The organism is Clostridia bacterium (assembly GCA_017620395.1).
In the GTDB taxonomy this organism is placed as follows: Bacteria; Bacillota; Clostridia; order Oscillospirales; family RGIG8002; genus RGIG8002.
This window is the reverse complement of sequence record JAFZQJ010000012.1, coordinates 57,662-77,265: the sequence shown is the minus strand read 5'-3', so window position 1 is coordinate 77,265 and position 19,604 is coordinate 57,662. Positions and strand designations below refer to the sequence as shown.

General features: G+C 57.6%; 18 protein-coding genes and 1 pseudogene. 2 read left to right on the top strand and 17 right to left on the bottom strand.

Annotation, left to right across the window (positions count from 1 at the left end):
- Window positions 1–58 precede the first annotated feature (58 nt).
- Together J5441_01815 and J5441_01810 are read left to right on the top strand one after the other, a co-directional pair.
- Window positions 59–307, top strand: a complete 249-nt coding sequence (locus tag J5441_01815) for a GIY-YIG nuclease family protein (GenBank protein ID MBO4933890.1) — start codon at window positions 59–61, stop codon at window positions 305–307.
- A gap of 99 nt (window positions 308–406) precedes the next feature.
- Window positions 407–1,120: a hypothetical protein gene (locus tag J5441_01810; GenBank protein ID MBO4933889.1), complete on the top strand. Its 714-nt coding sequence runs from the start codon at window positions 407–409 to the stop codon at window positions 1,118–1,120.
- Window positions 1,121–1,187: 67 nt separating this feature from the next.
- Here J5441_01810 and J5441_01805 read toward each other — a convergent pair whose 3' ends face one another.
- The 17 genes and pseudogenes from J5441_01805 to J5441_01725 all read right to left on the bottom strand — a co-directional run bounded on the left by J5441_01805 (window position 1,188) and on the right by J5441_01725 (window position 19,552).
- The gene (locus J5441_01805; protein MBO4933888.1) at window positions 1,188–1,358 is read right to left on the bottom strand and encodes a hypothetical protein; all 171 of its coding nucleotides are present in this window, start codon (window positions 1,356–1,358) and stop codon (window positions 1,188–1,190) included.
- A 112-nt stretch (window positions 1,359–1,470) separates the two neighbouring features.
- Window positions 1,471–2,619 carry a lactaldehyde reductase gene (fucO, locus tag J5441_01800; GenBank protein ID MBO4933887.1) on the bottom strand — a complete coding sequence of 383 codons (1,149 nt, stop codon included), beginning with the start codon at window positions 2,617–2,619 and terminating at the stop codon, window positions 1,471–1,473.
- 105 nt (window positions 2,620–2,724) lie between these two features.
- Window positions 2,725–3,048, bottom strand: a complete 324-nt coding sequence (locus J5441_01795) for a TfoX/Sxy family protein (protein MBO4933886.1) — start codon at window positions 3,046–3,048, stop codon at window positions 2,725–2,727.
- 29 nt (window positions 3,049–3,077) lie between these two features.
- Complete coding sequence (locus J5441_01790; protein MBO4933885.1) at window positions 3,078–4,355, bottom strand: hypothetical protein; 1,278 nt, start codon at window positions 4,353–4,355, stop codon at window positions 3,078–3,080.
- Between the two features lie 63 nt (window positions 4,356–4,418).
- Window positions 4,419–5,453, bottom strand: coding sequence for a metallophosphoesterase (locus tag J5441_01785; GenBank protein MBO4933884.1), 1,035 nt, complete (start codon window positions 5,451–5,453; stop codon window positions 4,419–4,421).
- A 4-nt stretch (window positions 5,454–5,457) separates the two neighbouring features.
- Window positions 5,458–5,814 (bottom strand): multidrug ABC transporter, encoded by a 357-nt coding sequence (locus J5441_01780; GenBank protein ID MBO4933883.1) that lies wholly within the window; start codon window positions 5,812–5,814, stop codon window positions 5,458–5,460.
- A 98-nt stretch (window positions 5,815–5,912) separates the two neighbouring features.
- Window positions 5,913–6,245 (bottom strand): annotated as a pseudogene (locus tag J5441_01775) (transporter).
- A 10-nt stretch (window positions 6,246–6,255) separates the two neighbouring features.
- Window positions 6,256–7,395: an ATP-grasp domain-containing protein gene (locus J5441_01770; GenBank protein ID MBO4933882.1), complete on the bottom strand. Its 1,140-nt coding sequence runs from the start codon at window positions 7,393–7,395 to the stop codon at window positions 6,256–6,258.
- Window positions 7,388–8,425 (bottom strand): DegT/DnrJ/EryC1/StrS family aminotransferase, encoded by a 1,038-nt coding sequence (locus J5441_01765; protein MBO4933881.1) that lies wholly within the window; start codon window positions 8,423–8,425, stop codon window positions 7,388–7,390. Before J5441_01765 ends, J5441_01770 begins: the two co-directional genes overlap by 8 nt.
- An 8-nt stretch (window positions 8,426–8,433) precedes the next feature.
- Window positions 8,434–9,435, bottom strand: a complete 1,002-nt coding sequence (locus tag J5441_01760; protein MBO4933880.1) for an NAD(P)-dependent oxidoreductase — start codon at window positions 9,433–9,435, stop codon at window positions 8,434–8,436.
- Window positions 9,432–10,388, bottom strand: a complete 957-nt coding sequence (locus tag J5441_01755; GenBank protein ID MBO4933879.1) for a glycosyltransferase family 2 protein — start codon at window positions 10,386–10,388, stop codon at window positions 9,432–9,434. Before J5441_01755 ends, J5441_01760 begins: the two co-directional genes overlap by 4 nt.
- A gap of 20 nt (window positions 10,389–10,408) precedes the next feature.
- Window positions 10,409–11,548 (bottom strand): dTDP-4-amino-4,6-dideoxygalactose transaminase, encoded by a 1,140-nt coding sequence (rffA, locus tag J5441_01750; protein MBO4933878.1) that lies wholly within the window; start codon window positions 11,546–11,548, stop codon window positions 10,409–10,411.
- 43 nt (window positions 11,549–11,591) lie between these two features.
- Window positions 11,592–13,553 (bottom strand): glycosyltransferase family 39 protein, encoded by a 1,962-nt coding sequence (locus J5441_01745; protein MBO4933877.1) that lies wholly within the window; start codon window positions 13,551–13,553, stop codon window positions 11,592–11,594.
- Window positions 13,554–13,557: 4 nt separating this feature from the next.
- Complete coding sequence (locus tag J5441_01740; protein ID MBO4933876.1) at window positions 13,558–16,299, bottom strand: YfhO family protein; 2,742 nt, start codon at window positions 16,297–16,299, stop codon at window positions 13,558–13,560.
- A gap of 22 nt (window positions 16,300–16,321) precedes the next feature.
- The gene (locus tag J5441_01735) at window positions 16,322–17,089 is read right to left on the bottom strand and encodes a TatD family hydrolase (protein ID MBO4933875.1); all 768 of its coding nucleotides are present in this window, start codon (window positions 17,087–17,089) and stop codon (window positions 16,322–16,324) included.
- Window positions 17,090–17,093: 4 nt separating this feature from the next.
- Window positions 17,094–18,665, bottom strand: coding sequence for a methionine--tRNA ligase (gene metG, locus J5441_01730; GenBank protein ID MBO4933874.1), 1,572 nt, complete (start codon window positions 18,663–18,665; stop codon window positions 17,094–17,096).
- A gap of 20 nt (window positions 18,666–18,685) precedes the next feature.
- Window positions 18,686–19,552: a hypothetical protein gene (locus J5441_01725; protein ID MBO4933873.1), complete on the bottom strand. Its 867-nt coding sequence runs from the start codon at window positions 19,550–19,552 to the stop codon at window positions 18,686–18,688.
- Window positions 19,553–19,604 lie beyond the last annotated feature (52 nt).

Genomic DNA, 19,604 nt, shown 5'->3' with positions numbered 1-19,604 from the left:
AAGCGCTTGAAATCGCGGCGCGCGGAGGGTATAATCGATACGGAACGGAGGCGATACGATGGACTGCGTTTATATCCTGCGCTGCGCCGACGGCACGCTTTATACCGGCTGGACGAACAATCCGGAAAGTCGCTTTGCCGCGCACAACGCCGGTACGGCGTCGAAATACACGCGTTCGCGCCTGCCGGTCGAGCCCGTCTATATCGAGCCCTGCGCCGACAAAAGCGCCGCCCTCCGACGCGAAGCCGCTATCAAGCGCCTGCCGCGCGCGGAAAAGCTCAAGCTGATAAGCGGCGGGAAAGAGTAAAAAGATAAGAAATATACCGTTATACGCTTTACTGTCCTGTTTTTCGGACACCGCGTTTGTTACAATAGCGCCAAATCAAATGAATGGCGGTTGATAAAAATGACTCACGACAACGAACTACGCTTCAGGGATCGTTGGTTTGAACTTCAAGTCAGACGCGACCTCAAAAAGCCCGAAGGCCCAATATACGCATCGGAGCTGGCGGCTATCGAAAAACTCGAGCTCGACAATGAAGATCACATTGAAGATATCGAATACATCCAGTATTGCACCGGGCTGAAAGATCTCTATATCTCATTGTCCGTAGAGCACGACGACGCCGAGTTTATAAAGGGTCTGACGAACCTGGAATATCTGTCCGTCGACGCAGTCGGCGACGGCGATTTCGATTACGGCGTCTTCGCCGGAATGCGCAATCTCAAGTGCCTTGCGATCGGATACATCTGGTTTTGGAACGTAACGCACTCGAATCTTTCGGCGCTGAAAAACCTGCCGCGCCTGAATGACCTAATGATAACAGAAGCTAAATACATCGATATCGCGCCCGTTTGCGAAATACCCGAGCTGGAATTTTTTGATTTTTCATTCATCGGAAAGGTTGAAAACGTTGACGCCATATCCCGTATCCCGAAGCTGAAAGAGCTGCGTATGTGCGACGTCAGCGTGGATAACCTCGACTTTTTGAACGCGCTCGATCCCTCGGTCGAAATCGATCTTTGCGCGCTGGACGTGAAAGAGCCGGTCAGCCGCAAAACGATCGAAAGATTCCCTAAGCGCGACATAAGCGAAATGCACTGGACGCTCGTCGATTGACCCGTCCGGACTTAAAAAAAGAGCAGGCGCTTGGCCTGCTCTTTTTTATATTCACTTTCCGAAACCGTCAATCGTCGTCGTCATCCCATGACGACGTAATATGTATCTCTCCGGTCTCCATATCCATAGCCATATTGTCCCCCATCCGCATCATCATATCGCCGTCGGAATTAAAGCGCATATCGCCCGAGCCGAAGATGAATTCCCCGTTGTCATAATCAAATATCGGTCCGCCCATTTTTTACGCCTCCTTCAATATTATCGCATATTATATCATGAGACGCCTTAAATATCAATAGTTTAATAAGAAAACCGCCGTCAATGACGGCGGTTTTCGGCGGAAAATTCAATTACATCTGGCTTCTGTAAAGCTCCGCGATCTCGGCGACGCTGGTTTCGCGCGGGTTGCCGGGGCGGCAGGCGTCCGCGTAGGCGGACTCGGAGAGGAACGCGACGTCCTCCTCCTTCAGAATGCCCGTGAGGTTCGCGGGGATGCCGACGTCCTGCGAGAGCTTGCGGACCGCCGCGATAGTCGCGTCCGCCGCTTCCGCGTCGCACATCGTGTCGATGCCCTCGACGCACATCGCCCTGCCTATGGCGCGGTAGCGTTCGCCGCTGACGGTCTTGTTGTACTCAAGGCCGACGGGCAGCAGGATCGCGCAGGCGACGCCGTGCGGCGTGTCGTAAAGCGCGGAAAGTCCGTGCGCCATGCTGTGAACGATGCCGAGGCCGACGTTCGAGAAGCCCATGCCGGCGATATACTGACCGAGCGCCATGCCTTCCCTGCCCTCGGGGGTGTTCGCGACGGCGCCGCGGAGGTTCGCGGATATCAGACGGATCGCTTCGAGGTGGAACATATCGCTGATCGCGCAGTGTCCCTTCGTGATGTAGCCCTCGATGGCGTGGGTGAGCGCGTCCATACCGGTCGCGGCGGTCAGACCCTTAGGCATAGTCGCCATCATATCGGGATCGACTACGGCGATCTCGGGGATGTCGTTGACGTCGACGCAGACGAACTTGCGCTTTTTCTCAACGTCGGTGATGACGTAGTTGATGGTGACCTCGGCGGCGGTGCCGGCGGTCGTCGGGACGGCGATGGTGAAGACGGCGTGGCGCTTCGTCGGCGCGACGCCTTCGAGCGAACGGACGTCCGCGAACTCGGGGTTGGCGACGATGACGCCGATCGCCTTGGCGGTATCCATACTCGAGCCGCCGCCGATGGCGATTATGCAGTCCGCGCCGGACGCCTTGAACGCCTCGACTCCGCCGACGACGTTTTCTATCGTGGGGTTGGGCTTGATGTCGCTGTAAACGGCGTAGGCGAAGCCGGCCTTTTCGAGCAGGTCGGTCACCTTCGCGGTCACGCCGAACTTCAGCAGGTCGGCGTCGGACGTGACGAACGCTTTTTTGAAGCCCCTCGAGGTCAGCTCGGGGACGATGTTTTCAATCGCGCCGTGTCCGTGGTAGGAGATCGTGTTGAGAACTATGCGGTTTGCCATTCGTGTTCCTCCGTTGTTTTAATTGTTTCGGGCGGCGGGCGCCGCCCTTATTTTGCGCTGTTCGTATTATATCATACGGAAACGGATTTGTAAACGGAAAAACCGCTACTTCTTCCGTTTCGGCTCGGGGAGCTCGCGCACGAGCGCTTCAACGGCGCGGCGGACGAGCTCCGCGCCGGCGCCGGAGAAATCGAGCTGCTCCTTCGCGCCGTCGTAGGGAACGGCGCGGCGCACGCCGCATTCCGACTCCGCGAGGATACGCTCCGACGAAGGCGTTCGTTTCAGCAGCAGGCGGTTGTCGTAAACGCCGCCGACGAGTTTGCCGCGGCAATAGATCATATACTCGCACATCATCTGACGGTGCGTGATCTCGCCGAGCCCTTCCAGCTTCGCGAGCGCGCGGTTAAGGTATTCTTTATCAGACGGCATCGGCTTCGCCCTCCGTGTTTCCCGTTATGTCAATCGCATCTGAAGAAAAACATATTGTCGCGGTCGAAGCAGTCGAGGACGGTGTCCGCGTTCTGGTAATCCTCGCTCTGCTCGAGCATCGTATTGTAGTAACCTATACATACGCCGTCGTACCCCTCTGGCACTATGACGTCCCACTCCACCGCGGCGACGAACGAATCCTCGTAATCGTAGTCCGCGTGAAGGAGCAGATAGATACGGCGCTCCTCGCCGTTCATCATAATGTGACCGGCGTAGTATTCGTATTCGCCGTCGGGCGAGGCGCTGATCATATCGAATTCGCTCTCGAACGCCGCGGCGTTGTAATAGTCGGTGCAGAGGTAACCCATCTCGGGGTATCCGTCCTCAAACGAAATCTCAAAGGTCACGCGGCGCGATTCGTAGCCGGTCAGATCGAGCTCCGTTTCGGCGGCGAACGCCTGCGCGGCTTTCGTAGGCTCGCTCTTTTTGTAGCTCCGCGCCGTGATGACGCCGACGAGCGAGGTGCCCTCCTCGTCGATGTCCTCGGTCATGTAGCTGTAAGGCTCGCCTTCTTCCATTAGGTACGGCGTGACGCCGTAGAGGATGAAATCGGGTATTTCGTCGACGTCGGAATACGGAACCGACGACGAGGATGAGGGCTGCGGAGCCGGCGTGCTTTCGACCGGCGCGGCGGAGGAGAACGGCGCGTACGAGCTGCCCGCGCCGCTGCGCGAACGCACGAGCCCCGGCGCGAAGAAAAGCACCACGACAAGCGCGATCACGAGCGCTATTATGCCGAGAAAGACCGGCAGAACGTACTTCGGGAGCGGCTCGTCGTCTTCGGCGTCGTCGGGGGCGTTCCCTCCCTCAGTCTCGGACGGCAGGCCGTCCTCGACAGCTCCCTCGTCTGAGGGAGCTCCGCCTTCGGCGGGGGTGTCGGCGGCGGTGCCGGAGTCGGGCGCGTCGGGGGCTTCTGTCATTCCGAGCCCTTCGGGCGAGGAATCCCCCTCCTTTTGCGGCGCGTCTGCTTGAGGTGTGGGATCCTTCGCTTCGCTCAGGATGACAGAATCCGAGGCGGCGTCTTCCGGCGCTTCCGTTTCTTCGGAGATCCCTCCCTCAGTCTCGGACGGCAGGCCGTCCTCGACAGCTCCCTCGTCTGAGGGAGCTCCGCCTTCGGCGGGGGTGTCGGCGGCGGTGCCGGAGTCGGGCGCGTCGGGCGCTTCCGTTTCTTCGGCGGGAACGGACTCCGTTTCTTCCGCTTGCGTTTCTTCCGCTTGCGTTTTTTCAAGTTCGTCTTTATCGGGCATCGTTCTCGCCTCCTTCTCTTTCAGATAACGCCCCGCGGATGCGGGACGTATTCCGTTTGTATCCTATTCCCCGCCGTAAGCGCCCGCCTCATATGCGGCGACGGTGAATACCTTTGTGTAATAATCGCCCGGCGCGGCCTCCTTCAGCGTTATCAGGCGGCAGCCGCGTATCATATCGTCCCCGTAGGACGCGAAGGACGCGCCCGGGCACTGGATTATATCTATGCCTTTCGACGAGCCGATGAACGCGTTTGCGTGGTCGTGCCCGACCGCGACGCCGACGACGCCGATTTCGGCGAGGACGTCCGTCTCGCCGCTGCTCACCGTCGGCGGACAGGGGAATTCGCCGAGGTAGCCTTCGGCTTTATCGTTCAGGCGCAGGGCGTAGTTTTTGCCGCCGTACGCCTTCGTGCCGGGGGTGCCTTCGGGAAGATCGCTCTCGCGCAGGAAATCGAATCCTTCGGGCGGGATTATGTGCTGGAACACCATCGAAGGGATAACGCCGTCCGCATTGTACTCCGCGGCAGTCGCCTTCATCCATTCGAGCTGGTCCTCGTGTACGTGGTCGTAGCCGCCGTAGACGGGGTCGTAGCTGCCGGAATCTATCATCCAGAGACAGTACGCGGTGCGGCTCCCGTCGGAAGCGGTCACCGGCAGCACGCAGTTGCCGAGTCCGCTTATCTCCGGCGCCGCGTCGACCGTGCGGCAGTCGCCGATGCCGGAATAGACCTTGTGCATGACCTCTTTCGTCATGCCGTATTCGTCGTCGTGGTTGCCGAAAACGTAGGCGTAGGGCGTTCCGCGCTCGACGACCGGCGCGAGCAGCGCTTCGGCGCCCCTGCGGAACTTCTTTTCCTCGCCCTCGATGACGTTGTCGCCGAGAAGGACGACGAGGTCGGGCTTGTTCATATCGAGCATCGCGGATATGAATTTCATCATGCGCCCGTTCGGATTCTCGCCGTCCTGGCAGTCCGCGAGGACGAGTATTCTGAATTCACCGTTATCGTTGAACTTCAATTCCTTTACCTCCTCCGCGCAGCCGGAGAACGCGGCGAGCGCGAGCGTTACCGAGAGAAGCGCGGCAATCAGACGTTTCATATGCTCACCCCAGAAGCGAATACACGGCGATGCCGCCGATTATCAGCGCGAGCGCAAGAACTTTTTTAACGTTCAGCTTCTCTTTGAATATCGTCAAGCCGAAGACCGTTACGTAGATATAGCTCGTCGCCTCGAGCACCGGCCCCATGGAAAGCGGGATCACGCGGTACGCGAAGATAGACAGGAAGGTCGTGCCGACAAAAAGCACGTAGGCGAATATAACGAGCGGGTTGAGGTATTCCTTTATGCGCGACGGATAGGTCTTCAGCGCCGCCTTTTTCAGCATAACCTGCGAGATCGCGCTGATGAAAACGCCGGCGAGCAGGATACAGGCGTAAAGCAAAGTCTTTCCGTCCGTCATTCCGCGTCACCCGCCTTTCCGTCAGGATCCGGCGCGGATCCCCGAGACGCCTCGGCGGGAGTCTCTCCCGGCTTCTCCTGAGGCTGCTCCGGCTCGCGGGCGAAGATCACGACGCCGGCGATCACCATCGCGGCGCCGGCGAGCTTGCCGACCGTCACCGGCTCGCTGAATATCAGCGCGCCCCAGATTATTCCCCAGACGACAGTAACCGCTTTGTTGGCGAACGCCGTCGTCAGCGGAAGCCTCTTTATGACCTGCTGCCAGCCAATCGCGTAGACGCCGAGCAGCAGGATTATGCACGCGTAGCACAGACAGAACTTGAAGCTCATGAACGGCTGCTTCGCCGCGAGCTTGCTCGCGATGCCGCTGAGCGAATACAGCATCAGCATGACGTGCAGTATAAGCAGGTATTTCAGATTGCCTTTTTTCATGCTTCACACCTCATTCCGCGGGAAGGTACGGCAGAAGCTCAGCCGCCGTTCCTGCGCGCATCAGGAAGTGCCCGAAGCGGTTGGAGCTATCGGTAACCTCTCCGCCGCAAGGACGTACGTCAGAGTCTACTATGAATTCCGGGTGCTCGCGCTGAAGCCGCGCGAACGCCTCCGCGTCCGCGTCCGAAAAGATAAACCGCACCGCAGAAGCCGCTTTCGGCGCGATCGATTCCGGCAGCGCGGGCTTTTCGCCGAGCGCGACCTCTGCGACTGCGCGCACGAAGTCGTAACCTGTGGAAAGCTCCACCAGATCGCTGCCTATGAAATCGCCGCCCATGCGGCCGCCGATCTCGATAATGCGTATCCTGCCGTCTTCATCGATCTTCAGTTCGCTGTGGGAAGCGCCGTTTTTCAGCCCGAGCGTGTCCAGCGCGTGAACGACCACGGCTTTGACACGCTCGAGCGTTTCCGCGTTGACCTGCGCAGGCTCGAGATGGCCGGTCTCTATGAAATGCGGAGCACCGGTTGTAAACTTCTGCGTCAACGCAAGGAAGCGGTGGTCGCCCCGGTATGAAATGAATTCAACGCTGTATTCCCGTCCGCCGGCGAACTCCTCAATCAAAACCTTTTTCTCAAAGCTCTGCCCGAGCGCCGCCTCGACTGCGGAAGATAAAAGCTCCGGCCCTTCAAGCTTGAATATGCCGCGGCTGCCGCTGCGGTCGGTCGGCTTAACGATCACCGGATACGTCAAATCGAGCGCGTCAAGATTGGTATCCGCGTCCGCGAGGATGCTTCTCGGGCTCGGATCTCCGCCTCTCTCAAACGCAGCTCGCATAAGGTGCTTGTTTGTGCTGCGTTCGACCGCGTCGGGCGTGTTGCCGACAAGCCCAAGCGCGTCCGCGACGTAGCCTACGGTTATCATCGCCAGATCGGAGGCAATGCTGCATATACCGTCGACGCCGACCTCGCGGCAAACCTCGAGTATTTTCTCTTTTTCAACTATGCTTATCGGGTAGAACACGTCGGCGCTCTTTTCGCCGACGTCTCCCGCCGCCCATGCGAAAACGTGGGTCTCAACGCCCATGCTCTTCGCCTTCCGTATCAGCGGCTCCTGAAGCTCCGAAGCGCCGATTATCGCGAGCTTACGCATTGTTTTCATTCAACACCTCGTTTATCACGCTGCAAATCCTGTCTTTTTCGCCGTCGCTTAAAAGCAGCGGGAAATTAATAATCTGTGTCTCGTGCAGATCTGCTCCGGGATAATCGCCCTCGTCGCCGAAAAGATATGTAACATTCGGATACCAGTCGCTTACCGGCAATCCTTCAGCCAGACAGCGGCGGATGATCGCGCTTTTCTTTTCCGAATCGGATATCAGCATACAGAATCTCCACGGCACAGCGCCTTCCGAAAAAGGATAAAACGCCGCGCTGTGCTGCACGAGAACTTTCTCATAGTATTTCAGCGCCTCTCTGCGCAAACGTATTACAGCGTCGGCATTTTCAAGGCCTTTCCGCAGGAATGCACGCTCGGTATCAGATATTGAAAAAATGAATTCGTCTCTGCAGGCGTTTTGAAGTTCGTCATATATTACGCGTTCGAGCTTCGTGCCGCGCCCCTCATTGCGGAGCACGCGGTAAAGCTTCGAGAACAGCGCCAACTCCCTGCCTCCCGACCTACGCGGAAGCAGCTTTTCTGCCGTTTCGAGCCCGAGGATGTCGTTTTTACCGACGACATATCCGCCGAAGCCGAGATCCACGGTCTTGGAATACCCGGTGCTGTAAACCGCGTAATCGCCCTGCTCACCGAGCGCATAACGATTTGTCTCCGCGCCCATTGCCGACGCGCAGTCCTCTATCAGCAGAATCCCGCGCTCTGAGCAGAACGAGGCAATTTCCGCTAGATCGCCGACGGGGTTGCCGTACATATGCGGCACGACTGCCGCGACGGTATCATGCCCAGCCGCAGATGAAAACGTTTCCGCAGTGGCGTTGCCGCTCACGGGATCAACATCGCAGAAGCGAACGCGCATGCCCGCATAAAGCACGGGGTATACTCCGGCATAGCAGATATTCGCGGGGACGATTACCGTTCCTGTTTTTTTCACGGCATGCTTCAGAATCAGATAGATGCCGACTGCTGCCCTACCTACAAAGAGGCGGTTGTCCGTTTTGTTCTCCATTGCTTTTTTCACAGCGTCGCGGGACGCTGTCCCTCAACGATATAGTGGTAATTATGGTAGCGCTTCGACTCCCACTCCTTCTTGTAGTCGCGGTACATAGCGTAGATGTCACTGTATTCGGGCTTCCAACCGAGCTCTCTCTCCGCCTTCGAAATATCGTAAATATAGCCGCGTGTGAGTCCGGGCTTTTCCGGACACATGATAACGCGGCTCTTGCCGCTCTCCGTTTCGAAGATTTCCGCTACCGCGAGCGCCTCCTCGTATTGGGAGTATCCGACTCCGGCGGCAATATTGTATATCCCTCTCGCTTCCGGAATCTTTGCTGCAGCGGCAAGCGCGGAAACAACGTCCTTTATATAGATATGGTCACGCTTTATCGTCTGGTCTCCCCAAACCTCTATATCGTCGCCGCGCAGCGCCTTCTCGAAGAAAATCTCGAACGTGCTCTTTTTGTAAGTGTGATCTGCGTTGAGATGGCCGAGTATCTCACCATAGCCGTGGACTCCGGTGAGTCTGAGCGCCACTGCGTTCAGGCCGAAGTCCTTGTTGTAGTACTCCACAAAGTTCTCCGCGGCAATCTTTGAGATGATATAAGGCGAGTGGTCGCCCTTGAAGCTGATTGGGTCCATCTCTGAAATAACCGTCTTGTCAACGTCGTTATACACCTTATGCGAAGATGTGACAACAACCTTTTTTATGTTGTTCTTTCTTGCATATTCAAGTGTTCTGTAGACGCCGATCGTGTTAACCTCAAAGAAGCGCTCGACCGGTGTTTCAAGTTCGGCGAGGCATGCGGCGAGGTCAATCACCGCATCCACTCCCTCGGTCGGAAGGCTGTCAAAAGAGGCTTCGTCGCCGATGTCAAAATAGCGGAACGGCACGTTGTTCTCCTCAAAAAACCGTGCAACCTTTTCGGATCTTCCGAGCGCGAGGATGTCTTCGCCCCGCGAAACCATTTCTGTGCAAAAATATCTGCCGACATATCCTGTTGCTCCGATAACGAGAATCATTCCTGTTCCTCCTTTGATTCGTTCGCGTTTTTTTTGCCGTTGACAACGCTTCTGACAACATAAAGCGGACGCCGCTTGACTTCGTCAAAAACATATCCTATATAGATACCTATAATACCAAGCGCCATCAGTATCAGACCGCCGATAAGGAATATCGACACGAAAAGGCTCGTCCATCCCGACGGCACGTTGCCGGTCACAAAGAACTGTATCACCTTCACTATTGCTACAACGAACGCTACGAACGCAATCAAAAAGCCAAGCTTCGAGGCGAATCTCAGCGGCTTGTTCGACTGAGACGTGATGAACTCGGTCGCCATATTGATTTTACGCTTGAAGTTGTACGAAGACTTGCCCTCGTAACGCTTGTCGGCGTCAATATCTATTGCGGCCTGCCTGAATCCGAGCCACTTGATAAAGAGCGTATACGCTCTGTTCTGCTCGCGCATACCGCAGTATGCATCTATAACTTCGCGGCGGGATATGCTGAAATTGCATATAGAACTGTCGAATCTTCCATCGGTAAGGCGGTTATACACCTTATAAAAGAATTGCGAGAAAAACTTGACGATCCCTTTATCCTTGCGTCCCTTGCGCTTAGCGAAGACGACATCGTAACCCTCTGCCGCCTTTGCGTAAAGATCGGCGATCCCTTCAGGGCGATCTTGAAGGTCGCAGTCCATAACCACCACCCAGTCTCCGTCACAGTAATCGAGCCCTGCGGTTATCGCGCGGATTTGACCGAAGTTCCTCGAAAGCTCCACCCCGACCACGTGGGGATTGGCGGCACAGGCTTTCTGCACCTCTTTCCATGAGCCCTTCGGACAACAATCGTTGACGAGTACAATCTCATAATCGTCCGCAAGCTGCGACACGGTTTTTGCAACGCGCTCGCAAAGCGGCACAACAGCTCCCGGACAACCGTAAACCGGCACTACAACCGATATTTTCATATGATCCCCTCCAACGTTAATTATTCGGCACCGCCGTTGAAAAAGCCAAGTACCTTTTCTATAACATATTCGCAGTCGCTTTCGCTGAGACCGTAATACATAGGCAGACGCGCAAGGCGTTCGCTCTCCTTTGTCGTGTAGACGTCTTCGCCGTGGAAACGTCCGAACTTCAGCCCTGCCGGCGCACTGTGCAGCGGGATATAATGGAAAACGCTGGTTATCCCGTATTCACGCAGATGAGCGATAAAGCGTGTGCGCTCTTCAAGGTCGCGGCATTTTATGTAAAACATATGCGCATTGTGAGTGCAGCCCTCCGGTATCGTCGGGATGTCTATGCGTCCGGCGTCCGCCAGCGGTTTGAACGCTTCATAGTACGCGTTCCATGTGCGCAGACGGTCCTTGTTTATCTCGTCCGCGACCTCGAGCTGAGCCCAGAGGTAGGCCGCGTTAAGATCGCTCGGCAGGTAGCTGTCGCCGAAGTCCACCCAGGTGTACTTATCCACCTGACCGCGGAAGAACTTCGAGCGGTTGGTGCCCTTCTCGCGCAGGATCTCGGCGCGTTCGTTGAACTCCGGACGGTTTATGACGATCGCGCCGCCCTCGCCCATCGAATAGTTCTTCGTCTCGTGGAAGGAATAGCAGCCGAAATCGCCTATCGTGCCGAGCGCTCTGCCCTTGTAGGTGCTCATGACCCCCTGCGCGGCGTCCTCCACGACGAAAAGTCCGTGCCTGTGCGCGATATCCATAACGGCGTCCATATCGCACGCCATTCCGGCGTAGTGGACGACCGCGATCGCACGCGTCCTGTCAGTTATCGCTTCTTCGATTTTCTTCTCGTCAATATTCATCGTATCCGGGCGTATATCGACGAAAACCAGCGTCGCGCCCGCGAGCACGAAGGACGTTGCGGTACTCGAGAAGGTATAACTCGGCAGTATAACCTCGTCTCCCGGCTTAATGCCGCAGAGCAGCGCGGACATATCCAGCGCCGTCGTGCCGCTGGTCGTCAGCAGCACCTTCTGCGCGCCGAAACGCTCCTCCATCCAGCGGTTGCAGCGCTTGGTGAAGTCGCCGTCGCCGCAGATCTTGTGTGAATCGACCGCCTGCTTCATATAATCAAATGCGGTTTCTACATATGGCGGATAATTGAAAGATACCATCTTTTTTCCCTCCAAAATCTCCCTTTATATTTTTACAACCTTATCAGACGTAAACGAACGCGCGAAGGCAGTTGACGAAGGCGTAAATATCAAAGACCAGCACTCCCGCCACCGCAAGGTACGCAGCGTATCTTTTGAGCTTGTCCCCCACGTGCGGAATCGCGCCGAGCAGACCGTTGACCCCGTATGCGATGATCGCGAAGAGCAGCGGCGCGGCGGTTATTACATACCGCCCCTGCGGCTGATAGTCGCTCGCCCAGGAATAGTATACCGAGATTGCCACGGTCAGCGCCGCGCAGAAAAGAGCGACAACCGCTCCCGTGACGCGTGCGGAATCGCGCTTCTTACGGTCGCGGAAAAGGGCGAAAAGCGACGCGGCGGCCGCAACGCAGAGTAATATCCAAATATAAGTGTAAACGTATTCATCGGCAAACACCGACATATATCCGAACGTATAGAACGTGCTCTTGAACGTGCGCTCGATCCAGTCTGTGCCGTGAAGCATTCCGAGAATCGAATAGCCCTGCTTCTGCATCGTCATGCGCATAGAAGGCTTCAGGTCGGCGCGGGCGTACATTTCCGCGTACGGCCGCGAGGCATTCAACGCGAATATATCTCCGTTATAAAGCACGGCGTTGCGGATGAAGTGCCAGCCGGAAACAAGCAGGACAATCCCCGCTATCAGCAGTCCCCGGAGCAGGAAGCGCTTGAAGGTCACCCGCTTGCGGTTGACTATATGCCACGCAAAGTAAAGTATCACGCTGCCGAGCGCGAACGGGTAAGCGAATTCATATGAGAGCAGGCAGAGCCCCGTCCCGACGCCGAGCCAGACACAGCTGCGGATACTCCACTCGTTCTGCATACCGTACACCCAAACGTATATCATGAACATAACGGTGAAGAGCGAGAAAGCGTCGAGATTGACGTAGCTGCCGAGAAATACTATCTGCGGAGTCAGCGCAGTCAGCGAAATGAATATCCATCGCGTCGGCTGCTTAGTCAGCCGCTTTGAAACGCAGATCGCGAAATATGCGACGCCGGTCATCGAAAGCACGCTCACCAGGCGCGCGGCAATCCACAGCGCCGAAGACGAGATCGTGAAGAAGGACGTCACCTTCATAAACAGCGCCTGAAGCAGATACGGCAGCGACATTGAAAAACCGTAGGATATCCCCCATATAGGATTGCGGATGGATTCCTCGTACCCGTAAGGCAGAGAACCGTTTACGTATATGTATTTCGGCACGTCATAACGCATTATTTCGTCCGGCGCGTACTGAGCGTGCAAGAACACGAGCGACCAGACAAAATACGAAGCGAAGCATACTAAAAGGAAAACCTTTTCGTTTACGGAAAGCTTTTCATGCGGCAGCCAGGTCGACAGCCCGTTTCTTATCTTTCCGGGAACCGGATCGGCATCCGCACGGCGTTTTTCGTCGGCGGCATATGCGCAGAACACAACTGCGGCGGTCAAAAGGATCGTGACCGCCAGCCTGCCGAAGTTCCTGCCGCTCAAGTCGCGCACGGAACTCGCGGAGGAAGCGGTGACGCCGACGCTCTTGAGCCTGAACGCGCCGTTGACGTCGAGGCGCAGGTATTCGCATCCCTCGGCGCCGACCGGAAAAACGACTCGGCTCTCACCCGCTTTAGCGACGTGCGTCTCCTTCATCGCTTCGGAGAACTGCCCGCCTGCAGGCGCGTAGTAAAACTCGATAAAGGTACCTGCTTCAAGCGGTTCGGCAAAATCCACTGCAAGCGCGGAAGTCTCCTTGCCGAGCGTTGAAAAGAGGAGCTGCGGATCGGCGTTTTCGGGCGTATAGGAATCGCCGTCTACTGAGTAACCCTCGACGTTCTTCAAACCGCCCGGATATACAGACTCAACTGCCGCGCTTTCGGAAAGCTCGTATCCGATGACGTCGAGCGAAGCGTACCAGACCGCCGCTTCGACAAGCACCAGACACAGCAGCACGGCCAACCATACAATCCTGCGTTTTTTCAGTACCATACGTTTATAGCGCGGTCACGCGGACTCGCGCATCCTCCCTTCCGTTCCTGCGCCTTCTGCGGCGCGAAAGCAGCGCGTCGGCGGTGAGGTAGACGATGAAGACTCCGGCGGCGGCCGCCGAGACCTTCGCGCCCGTGACGACGCCGGGACTGACGTATTTGAACTCCACGGTATGCTCGCCTTCTCCGACGAGCACCGCCATAAAGCCGATGTTCACGCGCTCGATCTCCGTTTCGACTCCGTCAACGTAGGCGGTCCAGCCCGCGTCGTACGGGATCGAATAGAAGACGTAGTTTTCACGCGCCATATCTATCACGGACGTGAAACTGTTTTTCCCGAACTCCCAGCTCTTAGACGCCGTGGCGCGGCGCTTCTCGGCGTTGGTCGCGTGCGAAAGCTCGCTGTATGAGAGAGTGTAGAACGGAGCGTCGTTCATGAAGCGGGAGAAATAATCGATCCGGTCGTCGTCCACCACCATGGCGGCAAGCAGAATGTGAGACTTCGATTCGTTATTAAGCGAGTCGTAGTCGCGGCGCGGGATCACGTTGTCATAGCAGAAGCCCATCGGGATGAACTGGTTGTTTTCCCACACGTCGAAGGTGCCGATCTCGCCGACGTAGTTCAGCCAGCCGCGGTCCTCAAAGAGACTGCGCTGCTTGTCGTCGTCCAGAATGTAACGCACGGAAAGCAGCGAACGCAGCGCCCCGTGCTCTATCGGCACGGCGGTGGCGACGTCGCGCTTTATGCCCATCGAATCGTAAAACCGTATCGTGGACGTCGGCACGACGCTGTGGAAACTTGAAAGGCCGGGCGTGTGCATGAAGATGGAAAGGTTGCGCACTCCGTCGTAGTTCTCGAGGCGGGAATTCTCCATCCCCTCAAGCTTGATACTGTCGTATGCGTAAAGGTAGTTCTTTTCGTAAAAGCCCGGGCTGAACGCCTTGGAATATCCGATCTGCTCGTAGAACGTCCACGCGAGGAAAGCGAACAGGCAGGTCATAGCAAGCACCGCGGCGCCGTAGCGCTTTTTCGACGACCACCTGACGATGAAGTCCTGCCCCTTGCCGCCGCGCTTGGACTTACGGCGCTTGAAGAAACGGCGCTTACGCGAGGCGGTTTCGGCGGCTTCGATTTCGGCGGCGGTTTCTGTCATTCCGAGCCCTTCGGGCGAGGAATCCCCTTCCTTTTGCGACACGTCCGCTTGAGGTGTGGGATCCTTCGCTTCGCTCAGGATGACAGCATCATGCGCGTCAGCGTCGGCTTCCGCGGCCTTCTCCGTCTTCTTTGCCCCGACCTCGAACGCCGCGGCGGTGCCGCTTTCGTCCGAGCCGAGATCGCGCAGGTACATCGGGCGCATGATGCGCGTAAGCAGTATCACCATCGCGATGCAGAGCGCGAGGAAGAATACGTAAAGCCAGAAGCGGTCGGGATACTGCTCCAGCCCCTTCAGAACGTCGCCGACGCCGTCGACCTTCTCGAAGTTCGACGGGTTCGTCAGCACCCAGACTACGCCGGAAAGTCCGACCGGCAGCGCAATCGCCGCGGAGGCGATTATCGTGCCCTTTATGCCCGCCTTCCAGTTCGTTTCGCGGCGGTCGAGCGCGATCGCGGTAGCCATCGCCATAAACAGTATCGCCATATACCACCAGCGGGTATAGTAATTCGACTTAAAGAGCAGGAACACCGAGTTGAACACCGGCACGAAAGAACACACGCAGCAGAGAACGAGAAGCATCGAGAGCCAATCGCGCTTATGCTGCTTCTTCGTGCGCAGGTACGCCCATACGCCCGTCACCGAGAAGAGCGGCAGCCATGCGGAGGTGGAGGTCCAGTTCGGTATCCAGGAGTCGCTCCCGCGGTGGAAGAAGTTCAGGTCGCCGGGTATCTCCGGCGGGAATATCATTCCGCGGGCGAGCTCGAAATACCGCTTCGTCGCGGAGAAGAACCACATATAGTAGTTGTTGCCGAAGGACTCGTTCGCGCGCGGAAAATCCGAGAGCGCCATAAGCGTCGGCATCAGTATCACCGCCGCCATCACAAGGCCGATAACGGCTTCAAACGACGCGCGGCAGAGGTTTTTGAAGGAAAACTTCAGATCCTTCCCTATCAGCCGCAGGATATAATATATGATCACGAAGACCGCGACGCCGGGGATGAAAAAGTAGCTGTAAAGCGAGCTGAGAAACACCATTATCCCGAGCCAGCCGCGCTTCCCCTCCTCGATGCAGGCGTCGAACGCCAGTATCACGAACGGGAAGAACGCCACCACGTCGTGGAAGTGGTTGAAGACGAGGTTGAACATCTGGAAGCCGGAGAAGGCGTAGAGTATGCCGCCGGTGTAGGCGAAATACTTGTTGCTCACCCGCTTGCGTATCACGAAAAATGCGCCCGTCGCGGCGAGGCCTATCTTCACGCAGTAGAGCGGCGCGATCAGGTAGGTCGTCCACGCGCTCGGGAAGAGCAGCGTTATCAGGAAAAACGGGCTGCCGAGCAGATAGAACGAATAGGACGCGATGGTATTGACGCCCATATCCGTATTCCAGTTCCAGAAGAACTCACCGTTGTGTATCGCGCGGTTTATCTCGCGGTAAAACGGTATCTGCTGAAGCTGGAAATCGCCGAAAAACAGCTGGTATCCGCCCGTCATTATCATCACGGGCAAGAAGACCGACAGTGCCAGTCCCGCGGCAAGCAGGAAGACGGTCAGTCCGTCGTGTTTTCCGAAAAAGCGTTTTTTCAGCAGCATGTTTTCTCCTTTGGAGACGGTTTCAGTGATTTATCCTGAAAAATTTCAGCGCGTTCTCAAACGTTATCTCCGCGAGCTGATCGGGCGTAACGCCCTTGACCTCCGCCATCTTCGCGGCGACGAAGCGGACGAAGGCAGGCTCGTTGCGCTCGCCGCGGTGCGGCTCAGGCGACATATACGGGCCGTCGGTTTCTATCATGAGGCGGTCGAGCGGAACGGCGGCGCACGCCTCGCGGACGCGGTGCGCGTTTTTGAAGGTTATAACTCCGGTGAAGGAAACGTGGAAGCCCATCGCGACGTATTCGCGCGCGGTCTCGGCGCTGCCGCCGAAGCAGTGCACCACTCCGCGCCTGACTCCGCTCGCGCGGACGATCTGAAGCGTATCGGCGCAGGCGTCGCGCGAGTGGATTATCACGGGCAGGTCCGCTTCCTTCGCCAGCTCGAGCTGCCGCGCGAAGGCGCGTTTCTGCGTTTCCGCGTCGGTGTCGTCGTAGTGGTAATCGAGCCCGATCTCCCCTATCGCGACCGTCTTCGGCTTCGCCGCGAGCGCAAGCAGCTCCGCGCAGTCCGCCTCGGAAAAGCCCGCCGTTTCCGACGGATGCACGCCGACGGCGGCGTAGACGAAGGGGTACTTCTCGCTCAAAGCGACGGCGGCGCGGGACTCCTCCATATTCGCGGATGGGTTGAGTATAAGCTCGACGCCCGCGGCGGCGAGACCGCGCAGAAGCTCCTCGCGGTCCGCGTCGTAGCGCGGGTCGTCCATATGTACGTGGGTATCGAATAATCTCATCGCGTTATTCTTTTTCCGCGAATATCTCCGCGAGCAGCTTCTCCTCGTCGATGCGGGCGAAGAGCATTCCGCAGTCCTCGAGGTCGGTGCCGGTCTGGAGCTGGCCGAAGCTCTCGAGGCGGTTCCAGTCCGCCTTGCAGTCGAAGATCGAGAGTATCTTCTCCGAGGTCGCGGGCATGAAGGGCGCGAGCAGGACGGCGGCGTGGCGGATAGTTTCAAGCAGGTTGTAGATGACGACGCCGAGGCGTTCGCGGCCCTCTTCGGTCTTCGCAAGCACCCAGGGGGCGGTTTCGTCGATGTATTTGTTCGCCCTGCCGAGCAGGTCGAAGACGGCGTTCACGGCGTCGGCGACGCGCAGCTCGTCCATCTTCGCGCAGACGGTGTGCGCCGTCTCGCGGCAGGCGGCGATGAGCTCGTCGTCCACCGGCTCGCCCTCGAGGATCGGGGTGGGCGTTTCGCCGCCGAAGTACTTCTTCGTCATCGCGACGGTGCGGCTGACGAGGTTGCCGAGGTTGTTCGCAAGCTCGGTGTTGTATTTGCGGATGACGGCTTCGTAGGTGATCGTGCCGTCCGCGCCGTAGGGCATTTCGCTCAGCAGATAGAGGCGGACGCCGTCGACGGTGAAGTATTTGCAGAGCTCGTCGGCGTAGATGGTGTTGCCCTTCGACTTGCTCATCTTGTCTGTGCCGTTCAGCAGCCACGGGTGGCCGAAGATCTGCTTCGGAAGCGGCTCGCCGAGCGCCATGAGGATTATCGGCCAGTAGATCGTGTGGAAGCGCAGGATGTCCTTGCCGATGACGTGGACGTCCGCCGGCCAGTACTTTTTGTAGTTCTCGCCCTGCTTATCCTTGTCGACGTCGTAGCCGAGGGCGGTGATGTAGTTGGAAAGCGCGTCGATCCAGACGTAGACGACGTGCTTCGGGTCGAACTCGACCGGCACGCCCCACGAGAACGAGGTGCGCGAAACGCAAAGGTCGCTGAGCCCGGGCAGCAGGAAGTTGTTGACCATCTCCTTGCGGCGGCTCTCAGGCATGATGAAGTCCGGATGCTCCTCGATATACTTCAGCAGGCGGTCGGCGTATTTGCTCATACGGAAGAAGTAGGCTTCCTCCTTCGCCTCGGTGACCTCGCCTCCGCAGTCGGGGCATTTGCCGTCGACGAGCTGGCTCTCGGTGAAGTAGGTCTCGCAGGCGACGCAGTATTTGCCGGAGTATTCACCCTTGTAGATGTCGCCCTGCTCGTAAAGCTTCGTGAATATCCTGGCGACGGTGCGCTCGTGGTCGGGGTCTGTCGTGCGGATGAACTTGTCGTAGCTGGTGTTCATCAGGTCCCAGACCTCTTTGACCTCGCCGGCGACGCGGTCGACGTACTCCTTCGGCGCTATGCCGGCGGCCTCGGCGGCCTCCTGGATCTTCACGCCGTGCTCGTCGGTGCCGGTCAGGAAGAAGACGTCCTTCCCGCGCAGGCGGTTATAGCGCGCGATGCAGTCGGTGAAGACCGCTTCGTAGGTGTTGCCTATATGCGGCTTGCGCGACGTATAGGCGATTGCTGTGGTGATGTAGTATTTTTCGTTCATATTTCTTTCCTCTTTCGGATTTATTCAACAGTGTATTCGATTTCTTCCTCTTCGGCGGCGCCGCCGGTGAGTATCTCGTCGGCGTAGGTCGCGTAGCACATCGACGCGAAGGGCGCGACGATTATCGTGCCCGCGCCGTAGCAGAGGAAGAAGGCGATCAGTATCAGCGGTATCAGCGAAAGCTGAAACACAAGCAGTCCTCCGGACTGCCCGCGCATTCGCTCCTTGCTCTCGCGGACCGCCTGAAACGCGCTTATATCGCCTTCCGCGTAGATATACGGCGCAAGGAAGAGGCGGTTGGTCACGTAGACGAAGAGCACCGCGCAGCCGATCGCCGCGACTATGCCGAAGCTCATAAGCATTCCGGCGACGCCTTCGCGCCCCTTCTCATAGATGAGCGAGCCGCCTATGGACATTCCGAGCGGCGCGGCGAAGATCAGCAGGCCCCACTTCAGATAGTGCAGTCCGGTATAGATATATATCCAGAGCGAACGGCCGACGTTTTTCAGCGTGCCGTATTCGTTCAGCGCGTAGCCTATTGTCTGCGGCGAGCCTTTGACGACGGCGTAGTGCCATTTCAGCGTGCCGAAGCGCAGCGGCGCCGACAGCAGGAAGGTCACAAGCAGGCCGCCGGCGAAGATAGACAGCATCTTCACGACCGCCCAGCGGTCGCTCAGCAGCTCCTTGAAATAGGCGTCTATCGCCTCGGTGGAGATAAGCTGCTGCGCCGTTATCAGCTTGACGTCGAACGCTTTGTAGACCGCGTTCTGGAGGAAGCTGACCGCGAGGCTTATCACCTCCGCGATGAGCGCGAGGACAGCCGCCGTCCAGAAGCGTCCCATAAGCCGCATTATCGCTTTTCTTCTCACAAGAGATCTGTTAATCATAGGGTTTCTCCGGTCCGTTTCGCGCCCGGGCGCAAAACTGCATAGTATACAT

Excerpts from the sequence above, each read along its gene's own strand:
- J5441_01815 (MBO4933890.1), top strand. The coding sequence starts at position 59 with ATGGACTGCGTTTATATCCTGCGCTGCGCCGACGGCACGCTTTATACC.
- J5441_01810 (MBO4933889.1), top strand. The coding sequence starts at position 407 with ATGACTCACGACAACGAACTACGCTTCAGGGATCGTTGGTTTGAACTT.
- J5441_01805 (MBO4933888.1), bottom strand. The coding sequence starts at position 1,358 with ATGGGCGGACCGATATTTGATTATGACAACGGGGAATTCATCTTCGGC.
- fucO (MBO4933887.1), bottom strand. The coding sequence starts at position 2,619 with ATGGCAAACCGCATAGTTCTCAACACGATCTCCTACCACGGACACGGC.
- J5441_01795 (MBO4933886.1), bottom strand. The coding sequence starts at position 3,048 with ATGCCGTCTGATAAAGAATACCTTAACCGCGCGCTCGCGAAGCTGGAA.
- J5441_01790 (MBO4933885.1), bottom strand. The coding sequence starts at position 4,355 with ATGCCCGATAAAGACGAACTTGAAAAAACGCAAGCGGAAGAAACGCAA.
- J5441_01785 (MBO4933884.1), bottom strand. The coding sequence starts at position 5,453 with ATGAAACGTCTGATTGCCGCGCTTCTCTCGGTAACGCTCGCGCTCGCC.
- J5441_01780 (MBO4933883.1), bottom strand. The coding sequence starts at position 5,814 with ATGACGGACGGAAAGACTTTGCTTTACGCCTGTATCCTGCTCGCCGGC.
- J5441_01770 (MBO4933882.1), bottom strand. The coding sequence starts at position 7,395 with ATGCGTAAGCTCGCGATAATCGGCGCTTCGGAGCTTCAGGAGCCGCTG.
- J5441_01765 (MBO4933881.1), bottom strand. The coding sequence starts at position 8,425 with ATGGAGAACAAAACGGACAACCGCCTCTTTGTAGGTAGGGCAGCAGTC.
- J5441_01760 (MBO4933880.1), bottom strand. The coding sequence starts at position 9,435 with ATGATTCTCGTTATCGGAGCAACAGGATATGTCGGCAGATATTTTTGC.
- J5441_01755 (MBO4933879.1), bottom strand. The coding sequence starts at position 10,388 with ATGAAAATATCGGTTGTAGTGCCGGTTTACGGTTGTCCGGGAGCTGTT.
- rffA (MBO4933878.1), bottom strand. The coding sequence starts at position 11,548 with ATGGTATCTTTCAATTATCCGCCATATGTAGAAACCGCATTTGATTAT.
- J5441_01745 (MBO4933877.1), bottom strand. The coding sequence starts at position 13,553 with ATGGTACTGAAAAAACGCAGGATTGTATGGTTGGCCGTGCTGCTGTGT.
- J5441_01740 (MBO4933876.1), bottom strand. The coding sequence starts at position 16,299 with ATGCTGCTGAAAAAACGCTTTTTCGGAAAACACGACGGACTGACCGTC.
- J5441_01735 (MBO4933875.1), bottom strand. The coding sequence starts at position 17,089 with ATGAGATTATTCGATACCCACGTACATATGGACGACCCGCGCTACGAC.
- metG (MBO4933874.1), bottom strand. The coding sequence starts at position 18,665 with ATGAACGAAAAATACTACATCACCACAGCAATCGCCTATACGTCGCGC.
- J5441_01725 (MBO4933873.1), bottom strand. The coding sequence starts at position 19,552 with ATGATTAACAGATCTCTTGTGAGAAGAAAAGCGATAATGCGGCTTATG.